This is a genomic window from Klebsiella sp. WOUb02, from assembly GCF_050058015.1.
Lineage (GTDB): Bacteria > Pseudomonadota > Gammaproteobacteria > Enterobacterales > Enterobacteriaceae > Klebsiella.
The window spans coordinates 2,769,162-2,790,909 of the sequence record NZ_CP170110.1; the positions used below are offsets into that span (position 1 = coordinate 2,769,162).

A 21,748-nucleotide genomic window follows, 5' to 3' on the forward strand; every position below is an offset into this window, starting at 1 on the left:
ATTGAAAAAACTGAAGCTGCACGGCTTTAACAACCTGACCAAGAGCCTGAGTTTTTGTATTTACGATATCTGCTATGCCAAAACGGCAGCAGAGCGCGACGGCTATATCGCCTATATCGATGAACTCTATAACGCCAACCGCCTGACCGAGATTTTGTCCGAGACGTGCTCGATAATCGGCGCCAACATCCTGAATATCGCGCGCCAGGATTATGAGCCGCAGGGCGCCAGCGTCACCATTCTGGTCAGTGAAGAACCGATTGACCCGCAGCTTATCGATCAAAGCGAGCATCCGGGCCCGCTGCCGGAAACCGTCGTCGCCCATCTTGATAAAAGCCATATCTGCGTCCACACCTACCCGGAAAGCCATCCCGAGGGCGGGCTCTGCACCTTCCGCGCCGATATTGAAGTGTCAACCTGCGGCGTTATTTCGCCGCTGAAGGCGCTGAACTACCTTATTCACCAGCTGGAGTCCGATATCGTCACCATTGACTACCGCGTTCGCGGCTTTACGCGCGATATCAACGGCATGAAGCACTTTATCGATCACGAGATTAACTCAATACAGAACTTTATGTCCGACGACATCAAGGCGCTGTATGACATGGTGGACGTTAACGTGTATCAGGAAAATATTTTCCACAGCAAGATGCTGCTGAAGGAGTTCGACCTGAAGCACTACATGTTCCATACCCGGCCGGAAGATTTGACCGACGAGGAGCGCAGGACGATTACCGATTTACTGTGGAAAGAGATGCGCGAAATCTATTACGGGCGCAATATTCCTTCCGTAGGGTTAAAGCACCTGTAAACCATGCCGCGGGCCGCAATCTGCGGCCCGCCACATCCCCGCCTTACGCATATACTGTTCCTGAATTCCGCCCTGCGAACGCAGCGCGAAATGAACAAAATAAATCAAAAAAGGCTAATCGTGATTTAATTTGATCACTTCTTCGGTGAAGATCGATCCAGATCTCATTTTTACTCCTGATTGATTAAATATAATCATTATGATTAAATCAAATCAACGAGGGCAGAATGAAAATCAAAAGTACCATCGAAAAATTACCGGGGGGAATGATGCTGGTGCCGCTGATTCTGGCGGCGCTACTCAACACCTTCGCGCCGAAAGTGCTGGAGATCGGCGGCTTCACCACCGCGCTGTTCAAACACGGCGCCTTGCCGCTGATCGGCGCCTTCCTGCTGTGCATGGGGGCGGGGATCAGTTTTAAAGCCGCGCCGCGCGCGCTGCTGCAGGGCACCACCATTACGGTAACCAAAGTGCTCACCGGGGTGATTATCGGCTTCGGCATCGACCATCTGTTCGGCGCCAACGGCCTGTTCGGACTGAGCAGCCTGGCGGTGATCGTCGCCTTCAGCAACGCCAACGGCGGACTATACGCCGCGCTGGTCGGCGAATACGGCAACGAACGCGATGTCGGTGCAATCTCAATCCTGTCGCTGGGCGACGGCCCGCTGTTCACGATGATCGCGCTCGGCGCGGCAGGGCTTGCCAACATTCCGCTAATGGCGCTATTGGCGGTGCTGGTGCCGATTATTATCGGCATGATCCTCGGTAACCTAGACCCGCAAATGCGCGACTTCCTGACCCGCGGCGCGCCGGTGCTGATCCCCATATTCGCCTTCGCGCTGGGCGCCAACATTAACCTGGATATGCTGGTGAAAGGCGGCCTGGCCGGGATCTGCCTCGGCGTGCTGACCACGTTTGTCGGCGGGTTCTTTAACATCCGCGTCGATCGCCTGGTCGGCGGCAGCGGCATTGCGGGCGCGGCTGCCTCCAGCACCGCCGGGAACGCCGTCGCCACCCCGCTGGCAATCGCCCAGGTCGACCCCTCCTTCGCCACTATCGCGGAAGCCGCCACGCCGCTGATCGCCGCGTCGGTGATCACCACCGCGCTGCTGGCGCCCTTGCTGACCACCTGGGTTGCCAAACGCAACGCCGCGGCCAGCCAACAGACGGAAAAACAAGCATGAAAATGATCGTCATTGCGGATGATTTCACCGGGGCCAACGACACCGGAGTTCAGTTGGCCAAAAAAGGGGCGCGCACCGAAGTGGTGCTCAATACCGCCTCCCGGCACCAGCCGCGCAGCGACGTTCTGGTTATCAATACCGAAAGCCGCGCGCTACCCGCAGAAAAAGCCCGTCAGACGCTGAACGACATGTTGCAGCCCTGGTACCGGGAAGGCGTCGCGCCGCCGCTGATCTATAAAAAGATCGACTCAACCTTTCGCGGCAACGTCGGGGCGGAAATCGACGCCGCCCTGCAGCTGAGCGGCGCGCGGCTGGCGATTGTCGCCGCAGCAATTCCCGCCGCCGGGCGCACCACGCTGAACGGCGAATGCCTGGTCTGGCAGGTGCCGCTGGTCGAAACCGAATTCGCCAGCGATCCGAAAACGCCGATTACCTCATCGCGCATTAAGACCGTGATTGGCCAGCAATCCGCCCGCGTCGTGCATGAAATCGGCCTCGACGTGATTCGCGACGGACAGCTGATACCACATCTGGCCGCCCTCGCCGCCTCGTCGGACACCGCGGGCATCGCGGTGCTGGACAGCGAAAGCGACGAAGACCTGCGTGCGATTGCCGACGCGGTCGCCGCGCTGCATTTCCCGTATTTACTGGTCGGCGCCGCCGGGCTGGCGAACGCGCTACCGGCCAGCCTGTATCTCGATCCGGTGAAAAGTTTGCCGGTCCTGGTGGTCGCCGGTTCGATGAGCGAAGCCACCCGCCGCCAGATAATCCTCGCGGAGCAGGAGAAGCACCTCAGCGTTATCGATATTGAGGTCGAGTCCCTCCTCGCCGCCGCGGACGGCCAGGTAATTCAGCCGCTGATAGCGCAGGCGGTGGCGATCCTCGATCGCGGCGAGCACTGCGTACTGCGTACCTGCCGCGACGAAGCGGCGCGCAGCCGCATCGACGCGCTGTGCCAGCGCTATCAGCTTACCCGCACGCAGCTGGGCGAGACTATCGGCAACTGGCTGGGGAAACTTACCCAGGAAATTATCGCGCGCACCCGCATTGGCGGCCTGTTTTTAACCGGCGGCGATATTGCGATTGCCATCGCCCGGGCGCTCGGCGCGCAGGGATACCGCATCAGCAGCGAAGTGACCCCCTGCGTGCCGTGCGGCACCTTCGTGAACAGCGATATCGACGATTTACCGGTGATCACCAAAGCGGGCGGTTTTGGCGACGACCGGACATTATGCAATGCATTGAATTTTATTGAGGAGATGTACAGTGGTAACTAAAGCAATTGCCGTTACGATGGGCGACCCCGCGGGGATCGGCCCGGAAATTATTCTGAAAGCCCTGGCGGAGGGAGAACTATCCGGCTGCCCGGCGGTGGTGGTCGGGTGTTTGCAAACCCTGCAACGCATTCAGGCGCTGGGGATAACGCCGCAGGTTGAGCTGAAAGAAATTACCGCGGTGCAGGACGCCCATTTCACGCCGGGGGTGATTCACGTGGTGGATGTGCCGCTGGCCGACCCGCAGGCTCTGCGCCCGGGCGTAATCCAGCCGGAAGCGGGCGACCTCGCCTACCGCTGCATTGCCCGCGCCTGCGAGCTGGCGCTGGCGGGCGACGTTCAGGCCATCGCTACCGCGCCGCTGAATAAAGAAGCGCTGCACGCGGCGGGCCATATCTATCCCGGCCACACCGAACTGCTGGCGAAACTGACCCACAGCCAGGATTACGCGATGGTGCTGTATACCGACAAGCTCAAAGTCATTCACGTTTCCACCCATATCGCGCTGCGTAAATTCCTCGACACCCTGAACCAGCCGCGTATCCGCACCGTGATTCGTCTGGCGGACAGCTTCCTTAAACGCGTGGGCTACGCGCATCCGCGTATCGCGGTGGCGGGAGTTAACCCGCACGCGGGCGAGCACGGCCTGTTCGGCGATGAAGAGATCACCACCGTCAGCCCGGCTATCGAGACGATGAAAGCCGAAGGCATTGACGTATACGGCCCCTGTCCGCCGGATACCGTGTTTCTCCAGGCCTGGGAAGGCAAATACGACATGGTGGTCGCCATGTACCACGATCAGGGACATATCCCGCTGAAATTACTGGGCTTCTACGATGGCGTTAATATTACCGCCGGTCTGCCGTTTATTCGCACCTCTGCGGATCACGGTACGGCATTTGATATTGCGTGGACAGGCAAAGCTAAGTTTGAGAGCATGGCGATCTCCATTAAATTAGCCTTACAACTCGCGTAATACTATCGACACTATGAAGGGACAAGATCGTCTTGACCAGATTCTGGAGTATCTGAAAAGCCATAATCTGGTCACTGTGGAACAGTTAGTCGGCGCGATTGATGCGTCTCCCGCGACCATTCGCCGCGACCTGATCAAGCTGGATGAGCGCGGGGTAATTAATCGCAGCCACGGCGGCGTGGCGCTGAACCGTTTTATCCCCGCCCAGCCGACCACGACGGAGAAACAGCAGCGCAGCCTGAAGGAAAAACAGGCCATCGCGCAGCACGCCTTGTCCCTGATTCGCCCCGGCGACGCGGTGGTGCTGGACGCCGGCACCACCATGATGGAGCTGGCGCGGCAGCTCACGCATCTGCCGCTGAGGGTGATCACCGCGGATCTGCGCATCGCGTTATTTCTGTCGGAATTTAAGCAAATTGAAGTGACAATTATCGGCGGGCGCATCGATGACAGCAGCCAGTCCTGCATCGGCGAGCACGGTCGGCGGCTGCTGCGCAATTTGTACCCGGATATCGCGTTCGTCAGCTGTAACAGCTGGAGTCTGGAACAGGGCATCACCACCCCGACGGAGGAGAAAGCCGGTCTCAAGCAGGATCTGCTGGCCAACGCCCGCCGCCGGGTAATGCTGGCCGACAGCAGCAAATATGGCGCCTGGTCGCTGTTCTGCGTCGCTCCGCTAAGCGACCTGAATGACATGATTACCGATAGCGCGCTGCCCGGCGCAATTCAGGACCAGCTGCGCGAACTGCCCGCGCAGCTGCATCTGGTGTAAGGATTCAGGGGCGCGCCCGCGCCCTCACTTATTTTGCAGGAAGTCGCGATAGGCCCGCACCACCAGCAGAAAATCTTCAACGCCGCAGAGGGAGAAGCTCTCTTCGTCGTAGTAGCTCATCCCTTCTTCAATTTCATCGCCGGAAATTTCCAGCTGGTTAGCGCGGATCATGACCTCCTCGCCGTCTAACCATAACGTGTATTCATGTCCGGCACGCTGCCAGGAGCGCTCGCTGCCTTTTACGGTACGCACGGCCTGTTCCACTTCATCCAGCAGGGCGAGATTATCCTTCACCTCTTCATTAAACCAGTGCCCCACCACTTCGTGGCCCATCGCCATCCGCACCTTTACCACTCCGGTAATATCGCGCAGAAATTCGTAATCCATAGTCTTTTCCTCTGCAAGGGCAATGCGTCACGCTGCACTGTACCCATAGGGTAATTATCGCAGCAGCGGGGGAGAAAAAAAGCGCGGAGGATGAAGGATTGGAAATAAAAATGCCCGGTGATGCAATGTTCACCGGGCACTGGCGAGTTTACAGGCAATTCGTCAGACGGGCTGACGCGTCACCTTACACTGCCGTCTGGAAAATAACCCCATCTGCTTTCTCAGTATACTGATCCAGCTGGTTGAAGTTCAGGTAGCGGTAGGTATCCGCCGCCGTCTGATCGACCTGCGCCACGAAGGTCTGGTACTCCTCCGGCGTCGGCAGCTTGCCGAGCAGCGAAGCCACCGCAGCCAGCTCAGCGGAAGCCAGGTAGACGTTCGCCCCGGTCCCCAGACGGTTCGGGAAGTTACGGGTTGAGGTGGAAACCACCGTCGCGCCGTCGGCTACGCGCGCCTGGTTGCCCATGCACAGGGAGCAGCCCGGGATTTCGACACGCGCGCCGCTCTTACCAAACACGCTGTAGTAGCCTTCTTCGGTCAGCTGAGCCGCATCCATACGGGTTGGCGGAGCCACCCACAGGCGGGTCGGCAGCTGGCCTTTGTGGCTATCCAGCAGCTTACCTGCGGCGCGGAAGTGGCCGATGTTGGTCATACAGGAGCCGATAAAGACTTCGTCGATCTTCTCGCCCTGCACGTCGGACAGCAGACGCGCGTCGTCCGGATCGTTCGGCGCGCAGAGAATTGGCTCTTTGATATCCGCCAGGTCGATGTCGATCACCGCGGCATATTCCGCGTCCGCATCGGCTTCGAGCAGCTGCGGATCCGCCAGCCATTTCTCCATCCCCTGAACGCGACGCTCCAGGGTGCGGCGATCGCCGTAACCGCCGGCAATCATCCACTTCAGCAGAACGATGTTGGAGTTCAGATACTCAACGATCGGCTCCTGGTTCAGCTTGATGGTACAGCCGGCCGCAGAGCGCTCGGCGGAGGCATCGGTCAGCTCAAACGCCTGTTCAACCTTCAGATCCGGCAGACCTTCGATTTCCAGAATGCGGCCGGAGAAGATATTTTTCTTACCTTTCTTCTCAACGGTCAGCAGGCCCTGCTTGATAGCGTACAGCGGGATAGCGTGAACCAGATCGCGCAGGGTGATCCCCGGCTGCATTTTCCCTTTGAAGCGCACCAGCACGGATTCCGGCATATCCAGCGGCATCACGCCGGTTGCCGCGGCAAACGCCACCAGACCAGAGCCCGCCGGGAAGGAGATGCCGATCGGGAAACGGGTATGGGAGTCACCGCCGGTACCGACGGTATCCGGCAGCAGCATGCGGTTCAGCCAGGAGTGGATAACGCCATCGCCCGGACGCAGCGAAACGCCGCCGCGGTTCATAATGAAGTCCGGCAGAGTATGGTGCGTGGTGACGTCAACCGGCTTCGGATAGGCCGCGGTATGGCAGAAGGACTGCATCACCAGGTCGGCGGAGAAGCCGAGGCACGCCAGGTCTTTCAGCTCATCGCGGGTCATCGGGCCGGTGGTATCCTGGGAGCCAACGGAGGTCATCTTCGGCTCGCAGTAGGCGCCAGGACGAATGCCGGCAACGCCGCAGGCGCGGCCGACCATTTTCTGCGCCAGCGAGTAGCCACGGCTGCTTTCGGCAACGTCTTTCGCGTGACGGAAAACGTCGCTGTGCGGCAGGCCCAGGGCGTCGCGCGCGCGGGTAGTCAGGCCACGGCCGATAATCAGCGGAATACGGCCACCGGCGCGGACTTCGTCGATCAGCACGTCGGTTTTCAGCTCGAAGCTTGCCAGCAGTTCGTTGGTTTCGTGGTTACGCACTTCGCCTTTGAACGGGTACACGTCGATAACGTCGCCCATGTTCAGGTTGTTGACGTCCACTTCAATTGGCAGCGCGCCCGCATCTTCCATAGTGTTAAAGAAGATTGGCGCGATTTTCCCGCCAAGACACAGGCCGCCGCCGCGCTTGTTCGGCACGTTCGGGATATCGTCGCCCATGAACCACAGTACGGAGTTGGTGGCGGATTTACGCGAAGAGCCGGTGCCGACCACGTCGCCCACATACGCCAGCGGGAAGCCTTTTTTCTGCAGCGCTTCAATTTGCTTGATCGGGCCAACTGAACCCGGCTGATCCGGTTCGATGCCTTCACGAGCGTTTTTCAGCATCGCCAGCGCGTGCAGCGGGATATCCGGGCGGGACCAGGCGTCCGGCGCCGGGGAAAGGTCATCGGTGTTGGTTTCACCGGTAACTTTGAAAACGGTGACGGTGATTTTTTCCGCCAGCTGCGGGCGGCTCAGGAACCACTCGGCATCGGCCCAGGATTGCATCACCTGCTTAGCGTGTTCGTTACCCGCTTTTGCTTTCTCTTCTACATCATAGAAGTTATCGAACATCAGCAGCGTATGGGACAGGGCTTTGGCGGCAATCGGCGCCAGTTTGGCATCGTCCAGCGCGTCAATCAGCGGATGGATGTTGTAACCGCCCTGCATGGTGCCCAGCAGTTCGACGGCTTTTTCAGGGCTAACCAGTGGGGAGGTCGCTTCACCTTTGGCGATGGCGGCAAGGAATCCGGCTTTAACATAGGCGGCTTCGTCGACGCCCGGCGGTACGCGGTTAATTAACAGGTCTAACAGGAATTCTTCTTCACCCGCTGGCGGGTTTTTCAGCAGTTCTACCAGCGCGGCCATTTGGGTAGCATCTAAGGGTTTGGCAACAATCCCAACGGCTGCACGCTCAGCTACGTGCTTACGGTATTCTTCTAGCACGACGGTTCTCCTCGCTCTCATTGTAAAATGCGGCAGGCGATTCTCTTCACGCTCCTGTGAGACAGCAGTTTGTAGGGTAAATGCCCGATACCGCGTCGGCAGCATAGCAGGATTTTGGGGAGGTGTTAATCTGTTTACAAAAAAGCAACATTAAAAATTAGCTGAATCGTTAAGGGCAGGATTTTGCAGCCTTTACACCGGTTTCCCGGTATATAAATTTCATGCCGCTGACAGGGGCTGGCCGTGATTCCGGCAAAATTAGCCGCCTCATTCCATCACGCGGCTGGCGCGCCCTTTCAGGGGAAAAGGCATAAAACATGCCCGGCGCCTCATCCTGCGCCGGGCATCTGAGAAGCTGAAGCGATTTTAGCCCTGATGCGGCATCAGCTGTGGGTAGCCGCTAAATGCCGGCTTAGTGCTGCTCAGTGCGGCTTCATCGTCCTTGATGCTGCCCGAGTTCGCCGCCCAGACGCCTTCACTCGTTTTGCTTATCGCCTGGTGCTGCGTATTCAGGTTCTGCCCCATCGTGGCGATATGCGTATTTTCCGTGCCGCCGCTGTTGTCGGCCCACGGAATGGAAGGATCGGCGGCACAGGCCATACCGGATGCCAGCGTTGCCGCTAACAGCGTCGTTGTTAAAAAGCGTTTCATAACCCACCCCACTAATAATTAACCAGCTATAAGTTTACTTGGTAATTATTGTCAAAGTATCTATAACCTGTAGCAGGTTATGAACGCAGACACAGATCTAAACATCAGGCATAAAAAAAGCGGCTCACAGAGCCGCTTATGCTTTTTGCCGGAAAGAAAAAGTTACTTTTTCTTCGCTTTCGCGTTCGGCAGATCGGTGATGCTACCTTCGAAGACTTCTGCCGCCAGGCCAACGGACTCGTGCAGAGTCGGGTGAGCGTGGATGGTCAGAGCGATGTCTTCTGCGTCACAGCCCATTTCGATAGCCAGACCGATTTCACCCAGCAGCTCGCCGCCGTTGGTGCCGACAATCGCGCCGCCGATAACACGGTGGGTTTCTTTGTCGAAGATCAGTTTAGTCATACCGTCTGCACAATCGGAAGCGATCGCACGGCCGGATGCGGCCCACGGGAAGGTGGCGGTTTCGTAGCTGATGCCTTTCTCTTTCGCTTCTTTCTCGGTCAGACCAACCCAGGCAACTTCCGGTTCGGTATAGGCGATAGACGGGATCACTTTCGGGTCGAAGTAGTGCTTCAGGCCAGAAATAACTTCTGCGGCAACGTGACCTTCGTGAACGCCTTTGTGCGCCAGCATCGGCTGACCGACGATATCGCCGATCGCGAAGATGTGCGGTACGTTGGTACGCAGCTGCTTATCAACGCGGATAAAGCCGCGGTCGTCAACTTCAACGCCGGCTTTGCCCGCATCGAGGTTTTTACCGTTCGGCACGCGGCCGATAGCCACCAGCACGGCGTCGTAACGCTGCGCTTCAGCCGGAGCTTTTTTGCCTTCCATCGAAACGTAGATGCCGTCTTCTTTTGCTTCAACGGCGGTCACTTTCGTTTCCAGCATCAGGTTGAACTTCTTGCTGATGCGTTTGGTGAAGACTTTCACCACGTCTTTATCGGCAGCCGGGATAACCTGGTCGAACATTTCAACCACGTCAATCTCTGAACCCAGCGCATGGTAAACGGTACCCATTTCCAGACCGATGATACCGCCACCCATAACCAGCAGGCGCTTAGGTACGGATTTCAGTTCGAGGGCGTCGGTGGAGTCCCACACGCGCGGATCTTCATGCGGAATGAACGGCAGTTCGATCGGACGGGAACCCGCCGCGATGATCGCGTTGTCGAAGTTGATCACGGTTTTGCCGTTTTCGCCTTCAACTTCCAGGGTGTTAGCCCCGGTAAATTTACCCAGACCGTTTACCACTTTCACTTTACGGCCTTTGGCCATGCCGGCCAGACCGCCGGTCAGCTGAGTGATAACTTTCTCTTTCCAGGTACGAATTTTGTCGATATCGGTTTTCGGCTCACCAAAAACAATACCGTGTTCGGCCAGCGCTTTTGCTTCTTCGATAACTTTAGCAACGTGCAGCAGCGCTTTAGAAGGGATACAGCCGACGTTCAGACAAACACCGCCCAGGGTGCTGTAACGTTCGACGATGACGGTTTCCAGACCTAAGTCAGCGCAACGGAAGGCAGCAGAATAACCTGCGGGACCAGCCCCAAGTACCACGACCTGAGTTTTGATTTCAGTACTCATCATGACCTCTGTAGTTAGTATCCGGCGGTCATACCCGTCGTCTTTCAGGCCGCAACTGCGTTAGCTTCGCGCCTTCACCCCAGTCACTTACTTGAGTAAGCTGCCGGGGACTCTGGCGCTTGCTGCCTTGCTGCATCCAGAAATCCATAGGGCATGTATATTAATACCCTTATATCCACCGGGACGTTCTATCCGCGTGCATTTTACAAAATTGTTAACAATTTTGAAACAACAAACGGCAAACGATTTTGTCCTTTATTGCCGATAACCCCAAAACGCACGAGAGGTTACCAGAAAAAAGCCGGCCGTCAGGCCGGCTTTTCGCTTACATCACCAGGCGGCGAATATCGCTCAGGGTGTTGTTGATGATGGTAATAAAGCGAGCACCATCAGCACCGTCGATCACGCGGTGGTCGAAGGAGAGAGAGATCGGCATCATCAGACGCGGAACGAACTCTTTACCATTCCATACCGGTTCCATCGCGGATTTGGACACTCCGAGGATAGCCACTTCCGGCGCGTTAACAATCGGCGCGAAGTGGGTAGTACCCAGGCCGCCGATGCTGGAGATGGTGAAGCAACCGCCCTGCATTTCGCCAGCGGTCAGCTTACCGTCACGCGCTTTCTTAGAGATCACCGTCAGCTCACGGGACAGCTCGGTAATGCTCTTCTTGTTCACGTCCTTGAAGACCGGAACAACCAGACCATTAGGCGTATCAACCGCAACACCGATGTTGATGTACTTTTTCAGCGTCAGACGCTGCGCATCTTCGGACAGGGAGTTGTTGAAGCGAGGCATCTGCTCAAGCGCAGCGGCCACCGCTTTCATGATGAAGACCACCGGAGTGAATTTCACGTCCAGCTTACGCTTCTCGGCTTCCGCGTTCTGCTGCTTACGGAACGCTTCCAGGTCAGTGATGTCGGTTTTGTCGAAGTGCGTAACGTGCGGGATCATCACCCAGTTACGGCTCAGGTTAGCACCAGAGATTTTCTGGATACGGCCCAGCTCGACTTCTTCAACTTCACCAAACTTGCTGAAGTCCACTTTCGGCCACGGCAGCATGCCCGGGATACCACCGCCGGTCGCGGCAGCAGGCGCTGCTTCCGCGCGTTTAACGGCTTCTTTCACGTAGGCCTGAACGTCTTCGCGCAGGATGCGGCCTTTACGACCGGAGCCTTTCACTTTCGCCAGGTTCACGCCAAATTCGCGCGCCAGGCGGCGGATCAGCGGAGTAGCGTGGACGTAGGCGTCGTTCTCAGCGAACTCGGATTTGCCTTCAGCTTTCGCCGCCGGCGCCGGCGCTTTCGCAGCCGGAGCAGGTGCAGCCGCCGCAGGTGCCGGAGCAGCTGCCGCCGGAGCCGCAGCAGGCGCCGCGCCTTCAACTTCGAAGACCATAATCAGCGAGCCGGTGGAGACTTTGTCGCCGGTGCTGATTTTGATCTCTTTCACGGTACCCGCGAACGGAGCCGGAACTTCCATCGAGGCCTTGTCGCCCTCAACGGTGATCAGTGACTGTTCAGCGGCAACTTTGTCGCCCACTTTAACCATCACTTCGGTCACTTCAACTTCGTCGCCGCCGATGTCAGGCACGTTCACTTCTTTAGAACCGGAAGCCGCTGGTGCAGCCGCCGCTGCCGGAGCAGCAGCCTGCGCCGGAGCAGCAGGAGCCGCCCCCGCCACTTCGAAGACCATAATCAGCGAGCCGGTAGAAACTTTGTCGCCGGTGCTGATTTTGATCTCTTTCACGGTACCCGCGAACGGAGCCGGGACTTCCATCGAGGCTTTGTCGCCTTCAACGGTAATCAGGGACTGTTCAGCCGTGACGGTGTCGCCCACTTTAACCATGATCTCGGTGACTTCAACTTCGTCGCCGCCGATATCAGGCACGTGCACGTCTTTCGCCGCGGCCGCAGCCGGTGCAGCGGCCGGAGCCGGCGCTGCTGCTTTCTCTTCCTGCGCAGGTGCAGCGGCTGCTGCACCATCGGCGGAATCGAAAATCATGATAAGTTTACCGGTCTCGGTTTTGTCGCCAACGGAGACTTTGATCTCTTTAACAACGCCAGCCTGCGGAGACGGGACTTCCATAGAGGCTTTGTCGCCCTCTACGGTGATCAGCGACTGTTCAGCTTCAACTTTGTCGCCAACTTTGACCAGGATTTCGGTGATTTCAACTTCATCTGCCCCGATATCCGGTACGTTGATTTCGATAGCCATTATTCTCTTACCTCTTACGCCAGACGCGGGTTAACTTTATCTGCATCGATGTTAAATTTGGCGATTGCTTCAGCCACAACTTTCTTATCGATTTCACCACGTTTAGCCAGTTCGCCCAGCGCCGCAACAACCACGTAGGAAGCATCGACTTCGAAGTGGTGACGCAGGTTTTCACGGCTGTCGGAGCGACCGAAGCCGTCGGTACCCAGTACGCGGTAATCATCAGCCGGTACATAGGTACGAACCTGCTCGGCGAACAGTTTCATATAGTCGGTAGAAGCCACGGCCGGTGCGTCGTTCATCACCTGAGCGATGTACGGTACACGCGGGGTTTCCAGAGGGTGCAGCATGTTCCAACGCTCACAGTCCTGGCCATCGCGCGCCAGCTCGGTGAAGGAGGTTACGCTGTAGACGTCGGAACCTACGCCGTAGTCTTTCGCCAGAATCTCTGCTGCTTCACGCACGTGACGCAGGATAGAACCGGAGCCCAGCAGCTGAACTTTACCTTTGCTACCTTCGAGAGTGTCGAGTTTGTAGATACCTTTACGGATACCTTCCTCAGCACCTTCCGGCATTGCCGGCATGTGGTAGTTTTCGTTCAGCGTGGTGATGTAGTAGTAAACGTTCTCTTGTTTCTCACCGTACATACGCTCTAGGCCATCGTGCATGATGACCGCAACTTCGTACGCGTAAGACGGATCGTAAGAGATACAGTTCGGGATAGTCAGAGACTGAATATGGCTGTGACCATCTTCGTGCTGCAGACCTTCGCCGTTCAGCGTGGTACGACCGGAAGTCCCACCTACCAGGAAGCCGCGAGCCTGCTGGTCGCCTGCCTGCCAGCACAGGTCGCCGATACGCTGGAACCCAAACATGGAGTAGTAGATGTAGAACGGGATCATCGGCAGGTTGTTGGTGCTGTAAGAGGTCGCAGCAGCCAGCCAGGATGCGCCGGCACCCAGTTCGTTGATACCTTCCTGCAGGATCTGACCTTTCTCGTCTTCTTTATAGTAAGCAACCTGCTCACGGTCCTGCGGGGTGTACTGCTGGCCGTTCGGGCTGTAAATACCGATCTGACGGAACAGGCCTTCCATACCGAAGGTACGCGCTTCATCGGCGATGATCGGCACCAGGCGGTCTTTAATGGACTTGTTCTTCAGCATCACGTTCAGGGCGCGAACGAAGGCGATGGTGGTAGAAATTTCTTTGTTCTGCTCTTCCAGCAGCGGAGCGAAATCTTCCAGGGTCGGCAGCTCCAGCTTCTCATCGAAGTTAGGCTGACGGCTCGGCAGGTAGCCGTGGAGTTTCTCACGCTGGGCGTGCAGATAGGTGTGCTCTTCGGAACCTTCCGGGAAGGTCACGTACGGCAGTTTTTCGATATCAGCATCGGCAACCGGCACGTTGAAACGATCGCGGACGTAGCGTACGCCGTCCATGTTCATTTTCTTAACCTGGTGAGCGATGTTTTTACCTTCAGCGGTATCACCCATGCCGTAACCTTTGATGGTATGGGCCAGGATGACGGTGGCTTTGCCGGTGGTTTCCTGCGCTTTTTTCAGGGCAGCGAAGACTTTCTTCGGATCGTGACCGCCGCGGTTCAGGGCCCAGATCTGCTCGTCAGTCCAGTCGGCAACCAGCGCTGCGGTTTCCGGATATTTACCGAAGAAGTGCTCGCGGACGTAGGCGCCGTCTTTGGATTTGAAGGTCTGGTAGTCGCCATCAACGGTTTCGTTCATCAGCTGAATCAGCTTACCGCTGGTGTCTTTACGCAGCAGCTCATCCCAGCGACCGCCCCAGATAACCTTGATAACGTTCCAGCCAGCGCCGGCAAAGATGCCTTCCAGTTCGTTAATGATTTTGCCGTTACCGGTGACCGGGCCGTCCAGACGCTGCAGGTTGCAGTTGATGACGAAGACCAGGTTATCCAGTTTTTCACGGGTTGCGATGGTGATGGCGCCTTTAGATTCCGGCTCGTCCATCTCGCCGTCGCCGAGGAAAGCGTAAACGGTTTGTTTAGAGGTATCTTTCAGGCCACGGTGTTCCAGATATTTCAGGAATTTAGCCTGGTAGATTGCACCGATTGGACCCAGACCCATTGATACGGTCGGGAACTGCCAGAAGGTCGGCATCAGTTTCGGGTGCGGGTAGGAAGAGAGGCCTTTGCCATGAACTTCCTGACGGAAGTTGTTCATCTGCTCTTCGGTCAGACGACCTTCGAGGAACGCACGTGCGTATACGCCCGGAGAGATGTGGCCCTGGAAGTAAACCAGGTCGCCGCCGTCCTGCTCGTTGCGCGCGCGGAAGAAGTGGTTGAAGCACACTTCATAGAAGGTCGCGGAGGACTGGAAGGAAGCCATGTGGCCGCCCAGCTCAAGATCCTTTTTCGATGCGCGCAGAACGGTCATGATGGCGTTCCAGCGAATCGCAGAACGAATGCGACGTTCCAGATCCAGATTCCCCGGGTATTCCGGTTCATCTTCAACGGCAATAGTGTTGACGTAACTGCCAGTAGATGTGCCAGCAGCAACCTTCACCCCGCCTTTGCGGGCTTCAGAAAGGAGTTGGTCAATCAGATACTGAGCACGCTCAACACCTTCTTCACGGATGACCGATTCGATCGCCTGTAGCCAGTCGCGAGTTTCGATCGGATCCACGTCATTTGGTAAACGTTCTGACATGGGGGGTATTCCTTATCTATCTAATCGTTGATTAATCTGGAACCTGTCCCATTGCACTCTTTGCCCGTCATACTTCGGCTTGTCTCATTGTTGGCTTCTCGTCCTCACCCCGGTCGCATAGTTAGCTATGCTCCCGGAGATTCCGACGCTTGCCGCCGCGATACAAGCCGAATTATTTAGGGCAACTGAAACTAAAAGCGCAATAAGACAGGTTCTGCGTTTAGTTGCCGCGCTCTAAAAAATGGCGCTTAAGAACCGGAGTTCTCATCCTTTCGTTGCTGTAAACGACGCAGTGAGCGTTCTCGACGACTCTCCTCACGGCTACGATCCAGCAAAATTTCCTCAATGAACGCCAGGTGTCGATGCGACGCTTCACGCGCCTGCTCCGGCTCCCCGGCGATTATCGCCTCGAAAATACGAGTGCGATGATTGCTGACCTGCGGGAGCATTTCCCGACGGGCGTACAACAATTCAAAGTTCTGGCGAACGTTTTGCGCCAACATCGGCTCCATGCAGCGTAGCAGATGCAGCAGCACAACATTATGCGCCGCTTCGGTGACGGCAATTTGATACTGGACGACGGCATCGGATTCGGCGTCAAGGTCGCCGGACTGCTGGGCCCGCTCAATGGCCTGATGCAGCTCGCGAATACGCTCGCGATCGGCATCATTGCTGCGCAGCGCCGCGTAATAGGCGGCAATGCCTTCAAGCGCGTGACGGGTTTCCAGCAGGTCGAATTGGGATTCAGGGTGATCGGACAGGAGCTCTACCAGCGGGTCGCTGAAGCTCTGCCACAGGCTGCTCTGTACAAAAGTTCCACCGCCCTGGCGACGAAGCAACAGGCCCTTGGCTTCGAGGCGTTGAATCGCCTCACGCAGCGAGGGACGGGAAACGTCGAACTGTTTAGCCAGTTCGCGTTCAGGCGGGAGTTTTTCACCGGGGCGCAAGGTCCCCTCAAGGATTAAAAACTCAAGCTGCTGCTCTATCACATCAGATAGTTTTGGTTGGCGGATTTTGCTGTAGGCCATATTCCCTGTCTCTGCCATTAGCCCGTAGTCAATTGGTCTTACCAATTTGCAGTTCGTAGCGGTAAAGTAACAAAGTATTCACCTTCTGTCCATACAGGTTTTGATTGAAATCAGTAAAGCAGGCACATTTTAACAACCTTACAGAAATAACATTTCAGAATTGTAACTTTTCACAAATGATGTCTTTACCCCTTTGGCGGTAGCGTTAACTTTTACGAAACGAAAAACAGGCGTTCTGAACCGATTCAACAGCCGAAAAAGCGTCTTTAAATTCAGTTTCGTTGCGTAGCTAGTCATTAAGAGTTAAAAACGTTTATCGCCGCCCTGTTTACAAATGGTTTCTTTTTGTTCGCTTCGTCATCACCCCTTCATAAAGCAGGTGCATTCGCCCGCACTTAACACTATTCTCCATGATGCAAAAGGCCTTTTAGTGATTTTATATTCCGCCTTGCGTAAAGAAATTAATACAGAAACGGAATTTCATAATTACACAACACAATAATGTCGACGCTGAATCACGCATAACAGGGCTGGTCATAAACTCTCTGCAATAGAGATAGCTATGCTATCTGGCAGGAGTCGACAATAAAGCAACAGCCTGAAGGATGAAGCGTAAACGCAAAATAACCACACACGAGGTTTCATGATGGAAGGTCAACAGCAAGGCGATCGGCTAAAGCGCGGCCTGAAAAACCGCCATATACAGCTCATTGCTCTGGGCGGCGCTATCGGTACCGGTCTGTTCCTGGGCAGCGCGTCCGTTATCCAGTCGGCAGGTCCCGGCATTATCCTTGGCTACGCCATCGCCGGTTTTATTGCTTTTCTGATTATGCGCCAGCTCGGTGAGATGGTAGTGGAAGAGCCGGTGGCAGGTTCATTCAGTCATTTCGCCTACAAGTACTGGGGCGGTTTTGCCGGCTTTGCCTCCGGCTGGAACTACTGGGTGCTGTACGTGCTGGTCGCCATGGCCGAGCTGACGGCGGTCGGAAAATACGTCCAGTTCTGGTGGCCGGAGATCCCGACCTGGGTCTCTGCGGCGATCTTCTTCGTGGCCATTAACGCCATCAACCTCACCAACGTGAAGGTCTTCGGCGAGATGGAGTTCTGGTTCGCCATTATTAAAGTCGTGGCCGTTGTGGCGATGATTCTGTTCGGCGGCTGGCTGCTGTTCAGCGGCAACGGCGGCCCGCAGGCAACCGTGCGCAATCTGTGGGATCAGGGCGGCTTCCTGCCGCACGGCTTCACCGGGCTGGTGATGATGATGGCTATCATCATGTTCTCGTTTGGCGGCCTGGAGCTGGTTGGGATCACCGCGGCGGAAGCGGATAACCCGGAGCAGAGCATTCCCAAAGCCACCAATCAGGTTATCTACCGTATTCTGATTTTCTACGTGGGCTCGCTGGCGGTACTGCTCTCGCTGCTGCCGTGGACGCGCGTAACCGCAGACACCAGCCCGTTTGTGCTGATCTTCCACGAGCTGGGTGACACCTTCGTTGCTAACGCGCTCAACATCGTGGTGCTGACCGCCGCGCTGTCGGTGTATAACAGACTGCGTTTACTGCAACAGCCGAATGCTGTTTGGTCTTGCCCAGCAGGGTAACGCCCCGAAAGCGCTGATGAACGTCGACAAACGCGGCGTGCCGGTGAACACCATTCTGGTTTCCGCCGTGGTGACCGCGCTGTGCGTGCTGATTAACTACCTCGCGCCGGAGTCGGCGTTTGGTCTGCTGATGGCGCTGGTTGTTTCTGCCCTCGTCATTAACTGGGCGATGATCAGCCTGGCGCATATGAAGTTCCGTCGCGCAAAACAGCAGCAGGGCGTGGTTACCCGCTTCCCGGCGCTGTTCTATCCGGTCGGTAACTGGATCTGCCTGCTGTTCATGGCCGCAGTACTGTACATCATGCTGATCACCCCGGGCATGGACATCTCCGTCTACCTGATCCCGGTGTGGATTGCCATTCTCGGCGTCGGCTACCTGTTCAAACAGAGAAGCGCCAGCGCCGTAAAAGCGCATTAATACATCGCTAAACCCTGTGCCCGCAGCATCTTAGCGGGCACAGCCCCCCCTCAAGCGTCCCGTATCTCGGTCGTTCTGCCTATATCGTTCCTTGCCACGATGCGCGGCTAAAGCGGATAGTCCGGCAAAAAAAACGGGATGCCTGATTCTGGCATCCCGCTTACAACCCCAACGGTGGGCGCTTAAATCAGCGTGCCGTAAATCGTCAGCAGGGCCATAATCACCACCACCACCAGCGACGTTTTCTTGGCCATTGAAACGGCCGCTTTCGGCGTTTCGACCTTATCGACATGCGGCTCACGGGCAAGTGAGAACTGCGCCAGGCGCGTCAGTACCTGATACTGCGACGAATGGCGATCGCCCAGCGAGGCGAACCACGCGGGTAGCGCCTTCTCGCCGTGCCCCACCAGTGCGTAAACCACGCCAACCAGCCGCACCGGCACCCAGTCCACAACGTGCAAAATACCATCAATTCCTGACTGTAAACGGTGGTGCGGCGTTTGATAGCGGGCCAACCACGACTGCCACGCGCGCAGGACGCTGTAGCCAATCAGCGTGGTCGGGCCCCACGGCCCGCCGACCACAAACCAGAACAACGGCGCAAGGTAGTAGCGGTAGTTGATCCACAGCAGCGCATTCTGCAGCTCGCTGAGATATTCACGGTTGTCGCAGCCCGGTGGAACGCTGTGGATAAGCGTTAGCTCGCTGGCCATCGCGTCGCTGGCATGCTTATCATTGCGGGAAGCGGCCTTCAGGTAGGCGTGATAGTGCAGGCGAACTTTGCCGGCGCCAATGCACAGCAGGCCGAGCAGGATCCAGAACACCAGCAGCGGAACGTTAAACAGCACGCCGTGCAGCAGGCGCTGAATAATGTACGCCGCGACCATCGCCACCGCCGCCATCAGCAGCGTGCCGAACAGCGAGAAGTGCTTCACGCGGCGAAACAGAACCTCGAGGCGATGATCGAGCTGCCAGTGCTCGCCCAGCTTAAACAGGCGTTCGGCGATGAGAACCAGCAGCGTAGAAAACAACGTCATGGCATCTCCTTATCTGACGAAGCGGTCAGCAGACCGCGAAATTTTGCCCAGTCAAACGCCGGGCCGGGATCCGTTTTACGCACCGGCGCGATGTCGCTATGGCCGGTCATGTTTTCAGCGATGGCCGGATAGAGCGCGGTCAGCTGCCGCGTAACCGCGGCCAGCTGCTGATACTGCGCGTCGGTATAGGCCAGGGTGTCCGTCCCTTCCAGCTCAATACCAATGGAGAAGTCGTTGCAGCGCTCGCGCCCCTGATAGCAGGATACGCCGGCGTGCCACGCGCGCTTATCGAAAGGTACATACTGCACGATTTCACCATCGCGGCGAATCAGACAATGTGCCGAAACCCGCAGCTGAGCGATCCCGGCAAAATAGGGATGCGCGTTGGGATCGAGCGTGCCGCTGAACAGAGCATCAATCCACGGACCGCCAAATTCACCCGGCGGCAGACTAATATTATGCACCACCAGCAGAGAGGGGGTTTCATCATCCGGGCGGCAATCATGGTGCGGCGAAGGTACCCGACGCGCGCCCACCAGCCATCCTCCGTTCAACTGCATTGCGGAGTCTCCTTTCGCTAACGCATACTCCCGGGCCGCCCATGGCCCGGGAATGCCGATTATCATAAACACATTCGTTCGGGGCCGATCGCCGCAGCCGGCGGGCGGAAAATGCGTCATCCGCGAAGATGTCCGGTGTCCTGCTATGGCCGCCCCGCCTCAACCTCCGCCGGCGCTGCAATAGCCTGAAGGATGAAGAGTATATGGTGTAGAAACGCCGTTCAGGTTAGCATGTTTCCCACTTCTGAATCTTATCTATCTGGAGCTTTATCATGTCGCCTCGTCGCTACAACCCCGACCGCCGCCGTGACGCGCTGCTGGAACGTATTAACCTCGATATTACCGATGCCGTAGCCCACTCCCTGCGCGAAGATTTAGGCGGCGAAGTTGACGCTCGCAACGATATTAGCGCGCAATTATTGCCGGAAAGCGCGCGTTCGCACGCGGTGGTCATTACGCGCGAAGACGGCGTGTTTTGCGGCAAGCGCTGGGTGGAGGAGGTCTTTATTCAGCTGGCCGGCGACGACGTTAGCGTCACCTGGCTGGTTGACGATGGCGACGCGGTCAAGGCGGATCAGCCGCTGTTTGAGCTGCAGGGCCCTTCCCGTCTGCTGCTGACCGGCGAGCGCACCGCGCTAAACTTCGTGCAGACCCTCTCCGGGGTCGCCAGCGAGGTGCGCCGCTACGTGGATCTGCTGGCGGGCACCAAAACCCAGCTGCTCGATACCCGTAAAACCCTGCCCGGCCTGCGTACCGCGCTGAAGTACGCCGTCCTGTGCGGAGGCGGCGCCAATCACCGCCTGGGGCTGTTCGATGCCTTCCTGATCAAAGAGAACCACATTATCGCCTCCGGCTCCGTGCGCCAGGCCGTCGAGAAGGCCTTCTGGCTGCATCCGGACGTGCCGGTAGAAGTTGAGGTTGAATCCCTTGATGAGCTGGATGAAGCCCTGAAGGCCGGGGCCGATATCATCATGCTCGATAACTTCACCCTCGACCTGATGCGCGAAGCGGTGAAACGTACCAACGGCCAGGCCGCGCTGGAAGTCTCCGGCAACGTCACCTACGAGACGATCCGTGAATATGCCGAAACCGGCGTCGATTACATCTCCGTTGGCGCCCTGACCAAGCACGTCCGCGCGCTCGATCTGTCAATGCGTTTTCGCTAAGGCTCCGCCCCGGCGCCGCTCGCCTGCCGGGGCGCACGCTTTGCGAGTACGATCTCAGCGCTTTGCCCTCTCGCTGTAACGAATAAAGAAAGCCTGGGAAGCCGTTTCCTGAGCGCTCATTTATCGCTCGTCATCCTGCTCGCAGACCGCCACAGTGCTCCCGACGATAACAAGGAGCAATCGATGGACAAACAACGCGGCTTTACCCTTATCGAACTGATGGTGGTGATTGGCATTATCGCCATTCTCAGCGCCATCGGCATTCCCGCCTACCAGAACTATCTGCGCAAAGCGGCGCTCACCGATGTGCTGCAAACCTTTATTCCCTACCGCACGGCGGTGGAGCTATGCGCCCTTGAGCACGGCGGACTAACAAGCTGCGACGGCGGTAGCAACGGCATTCCCTCTCCCACCACCACGCGCTACGTTTCCGCGCTGACGGTGGCTAAAGGCGTCGTCACCCTTAGCGGGCAAGAGAGCCTGAACGGGCTACGCGTCACCCTGACGCCGGGCTGGGATAGCGCAAATGGAATTACCGGCTGGCAGAGAGAGTGCGACATCGCCAGCGGCAGCGCGCTCAAGCAGGCGTGTGAAGACGTATTCCGCTTCAACTGAGGACATC

At 57.2% G+C, this 21,748-nt stretch carries 16 protein-coding genes and 1 pseudogene; 8 read left to right on the forward strand and 9 right to left on the reverse strand.

Annotation, left to right across the window (positions count from 1 at the left end; translation table 11 throughout):
- Position 1: 1 nt before the first annotated feature.
- From speD to ABOC21_RS20395, 5 genes are all read left to right on the forward strand, one after another.
- Positions 2-811, forward strand: coding sequence for an adenosylmethionine decarboxylase (gene speD / locus ABOC21_RS20375; protein WP_426813062.1), 810 nt, complete (start codon positions 2-4; stop codon positions 809-811).
- Positions 812-1,038: 227 nt separating this feature from the next.
- Positions 1,039-1,995, forward strand: coding sequence for a 2-keto-3-deoxygluconate permease (locus ABOC21_RS20380; protein ID WP_426813063.1), 957 nt, complete (start codon positions 1,039-1,041; stop codon positions 1,993-1,995).
- Complete coding sequence (dtnK, locus tag ABOC21_RS20385) at positions 1,992-3,272, forward strand: D-threonate kinase (protein ID WP_426813064.1); 1,281 nt, start codon at positions 1,992-1,994, stop codon at positions 3,270-3,272. Before ABOC21_RS20380 ends, dtnK begins: the two co-directional genes overlap by 4 nt.
- A gap of 16 nt (positions 3,273-3,288) precedes the next feature.
- Complete coding sequence (locus ABOC21_RS20390; protein WP_426815548.1) at positions 3,289-4,245, forward strand: D-threonate 4-phosphate dehydrogenase; 957 nt, start codon at positions 3,289-3,291, stop codon at positions 4,243-4,245.
- Positions 4,246-4,258: 13 nt separating this feature from the next.
- Positions 4,259-5,017, forward strand: coding sequence for a DeoR/GlpR family DNA-binding transcription regulator (locus tag ABOC21_RS20395; protein WP_426813065.1), 759 nt, complete (start codon positions 4,259-4,261; stop codon positions 5,015-5,017).
- A 24-nt stretch (positions 5,018-5,041) separates the two neighbouring features.
- Here ABOC21_RS20395 and yacL read toward each other — a convergent pair whose 3' ends face one another.
- The 7 genes from yacL to pdhR form a co-directional block, all read right to left on the reverse strand.
- Positions 5,042-5,404, reverse strand: coding sequence for a protein YacL (gene yacL, locus ABOC21_RS20400; protein ID WP_426813066.1), 363 nt, complete (start codon positions 5,402-5,404; stop codon positions 5,042-5,044).
- Positions 5,405-5,588: 184 nt separating this feature from the next.
- Complete coding sequence (acnB, locus tag ABOC21_RS20405; protein ID WP_426813067.1) at positions 5,589-8,186, reverse strand: bifunctional aconitate hydratase 2/2-methylisocitrate dehydratase; 2,598 nt, start codon at positions 8,184-8,186, stop codon at positions 5,589-5,591.
- Positions 8,187-8,552: 366 nt separating this feature from the next.
- Entirely contained in the window at positions 8,553-8,837 is a 285-nt protein-coding gene (locus ABOC21_RS20410; RefSeq protein WP_426813068.1) for a hypothetical protein, read from the reverse strand.
- A 162-nt stretch (positions 8,838-8,999) separates the two neighbouring features.
- A complete protein-coding gene (lpdA, locus tag ABOC21_RS20415) occupies positions 9,000-10,424 on the reverse strand; it encodes a dihydrolipoyl dehydrogenase (RefSeq protein WP_095103739.1) in 1,425 nt (474 codons plus the stop codon).
- A 325-nt stretch (positions 10,425-10,749) separates the two neighbouring features.
- Positions 10,750-12,639 (reverse strand): pyruvate dehydrogenase complex dihydrolipoyllysine-residue acetyltransferase, encoded by a 1,890-nt coding sequence (aceF, locus tag ABOC21_RS20420; RefSeq protein ID WP_426813069.1) that lies wholly within the window; start codon positions 12,637-12,639, stop codon positions 10,750-10,752.
- 14 nt (positions 12,640-12,653) lie between these two features.
- Entirely contained in the window at positions 12,654-15,317 is a 2,664-nt protein-coding gene (aceE, locus tag ABOC21_RS20425) for a pyruvate dehydrogenase (acetyl-transferring), homodimeric type (RefSeq protein ID WP_426813070.1), read from the reverse strand.
- A 248-nt stretch (positions 15,318-15,565) separates the two neighbouring features.
- Complete coding sequence (gene pdhR, locus ABOC21_RS20430; protein ID WP_004857919.1) at positions 15,566-16,345, reverse strand: pyruvate dehydrogenase complex transcriptional repressor PdhR; 780 nt, start codon at positions 16,343-16,345, stop codon at positions 15,566-15,568.
- 643 nt (positions 16,346-16,988) lie between these two features.
- Here pdhR and aroP point away from each other — a divergent pair.
- Positions 16,989-18,363 (forward strand): annotated as a pseudogene (gene aroP, locus ABOC21_RS20435) (aromatic amino acid transporter AroP).
- A 182-nt stretch (positions 18,364-18,545) separates the two neighbouring features.
- Here the strand turns inward: aroP and ampE are convergent.
- Together ampE and ampD are read right to left on the reverse strand one after the other, a co-directional pair.
- Positions 18,546-19,400, reverse strand: a complete 855-nt coding sequence (ampE, locus tag ABOC21_RS20440) for a beta-lactamase regulator AmpE (protein WP_426813071.1) — start codon at positions 19,398-19,400, stop codon at positions 18,546-18,548.
- On the reverse strand, positions 19,397-19,960 hold the full coding sequence (ampD, locus tag ABOC21_RS20445; RefSeq protein WP_426813072.1) for a 1,6-anhydro-N-acetylmuramyl-L-alanine amidase AmpD: 564 nt from the start codon (positions 19,958-19,960) through the stop codon (positions 19,397-19,399). Before ampD ends, ampE begins: the two co-directional genes overlap by 4 nt.
- A gap of 272 nt (positions 19,961-20,232) precedes the next feature.
- Between ampD and nadC the strand changes: the two genes are divergently transcribed.
- Complete coding sequence (gene nadC, locus ABOC21_RS20450; protein ID WP_426813073.1) at positions 20,233-21,126, forward strand: carboxylating nicotinate-nucleotide diphosphorylase; 894 nt, start codon at positions 20,233-20,235, stop codon at positions 21,124-21,126.
- 183 nt (positions 21,127-21,309) lie between these two features.
- Positions 21,310-21,741, forward strand: coding sequence for a prepilin peptidase-dependent pilin (ppdD, locus tag ABOC21_RS20455; protein ID WP_426813074.1), 432 nt, complete (start codon positions 21,310-21,312; stop codon positions 21,739-21,741).
- Positions 21,742-21,748 lie beyond the last annotated feature (7 nt).

Coding starts and splice junctions, on each gene's coding strand:
- dtnK (WP_426813064.1), top strand. CDS start 1,992: ATGAAAATGATCGTCATTGCGGATGATTTCACCGGGGCCAACGACACC.
- yacL (WP_426813066.1), bottom strand. CDS start 5,404: ATGGATTACGAATTTCTGCGCGATATTACCGGAGTGGTAAAGGTGCGG.
- aceE (WP_426813070.1), bottom strand. CDS start 15,317: ATGTCAGAACGTTTACCAAATGACGTGGATCCGATCGAAACTCGCGAC.
- ampD (WP_426813072.1), bottom strand. CDS start 19,960: ATGCAGTTGAACGGAGGATGGCTGGTGGGCGCGCGTCGGGTACCTTCG.
- aceF (WP_426813069.1), bottom strand. CDS start 12,639: ATGGCTATCGAAATCAACGTACCGGATATCGGGGCAGATGAAGTTGAA.
- lpdA (WP_095103739.1), bottom strand. CDS start 10,424: ATGAGTACTGAAATCAAAACTCAGGTCGTGGTACTTGGGGCTGGTCCC.
- ppdD (WP_426813074.1), top strand. CDS start 21,310: ATGGACAAACAACGCGGCTTTACCCTTATCGAACTGATGGTGGTGATT.
- ABOC21_RS20380 (WP_426813063.1), top strand. CDS start 1,039: ATGAAAATCAAAAGTACCATCGAAAAATTACCGGGGGGAATGATGCTG.
- nadC (WP_426813073.1), top strand. CDS start 20,233: ATGTCGCCTCGTCGCTACAACCCCGACCGCCGCCGTGACGCGCTGCTG.
- ABOC21_RS20390 (WP_426815548.1), top strand. CDS start 3,289: ATGGGCGACCCCGCGGGGATCGGCCCGGAAATTATTCTGAAAGCCCTG.
- ABOC21_RS20395 (WP_426813065.1), top strand. CDS start 4,259: ATGAAGGGACAAGATCGTCTTGACCAGATTCTGGAGTATCTGAAAAGC.
- ABOC21_RS20410 (WP_426813068.1), bottom strand. CDS start 8,837: ATGAAACGCTTTTTAACAACGACGCTGTTAGCGGCAACGCTGGCATCC.
- pdhR (WP_004857919.1), bottom strand. CDS start 16,345: ATGGCCTACAGCAAAATCCGCCAACCAAAACTATCTGATGTGATAGAG.
- ampE (WP_426813071.1), bottom strand. CDS start 19,400: ATGACGTTGTTTTCTACGCTGCTGGTTCTCATCGCCGAACGCCTGTTT.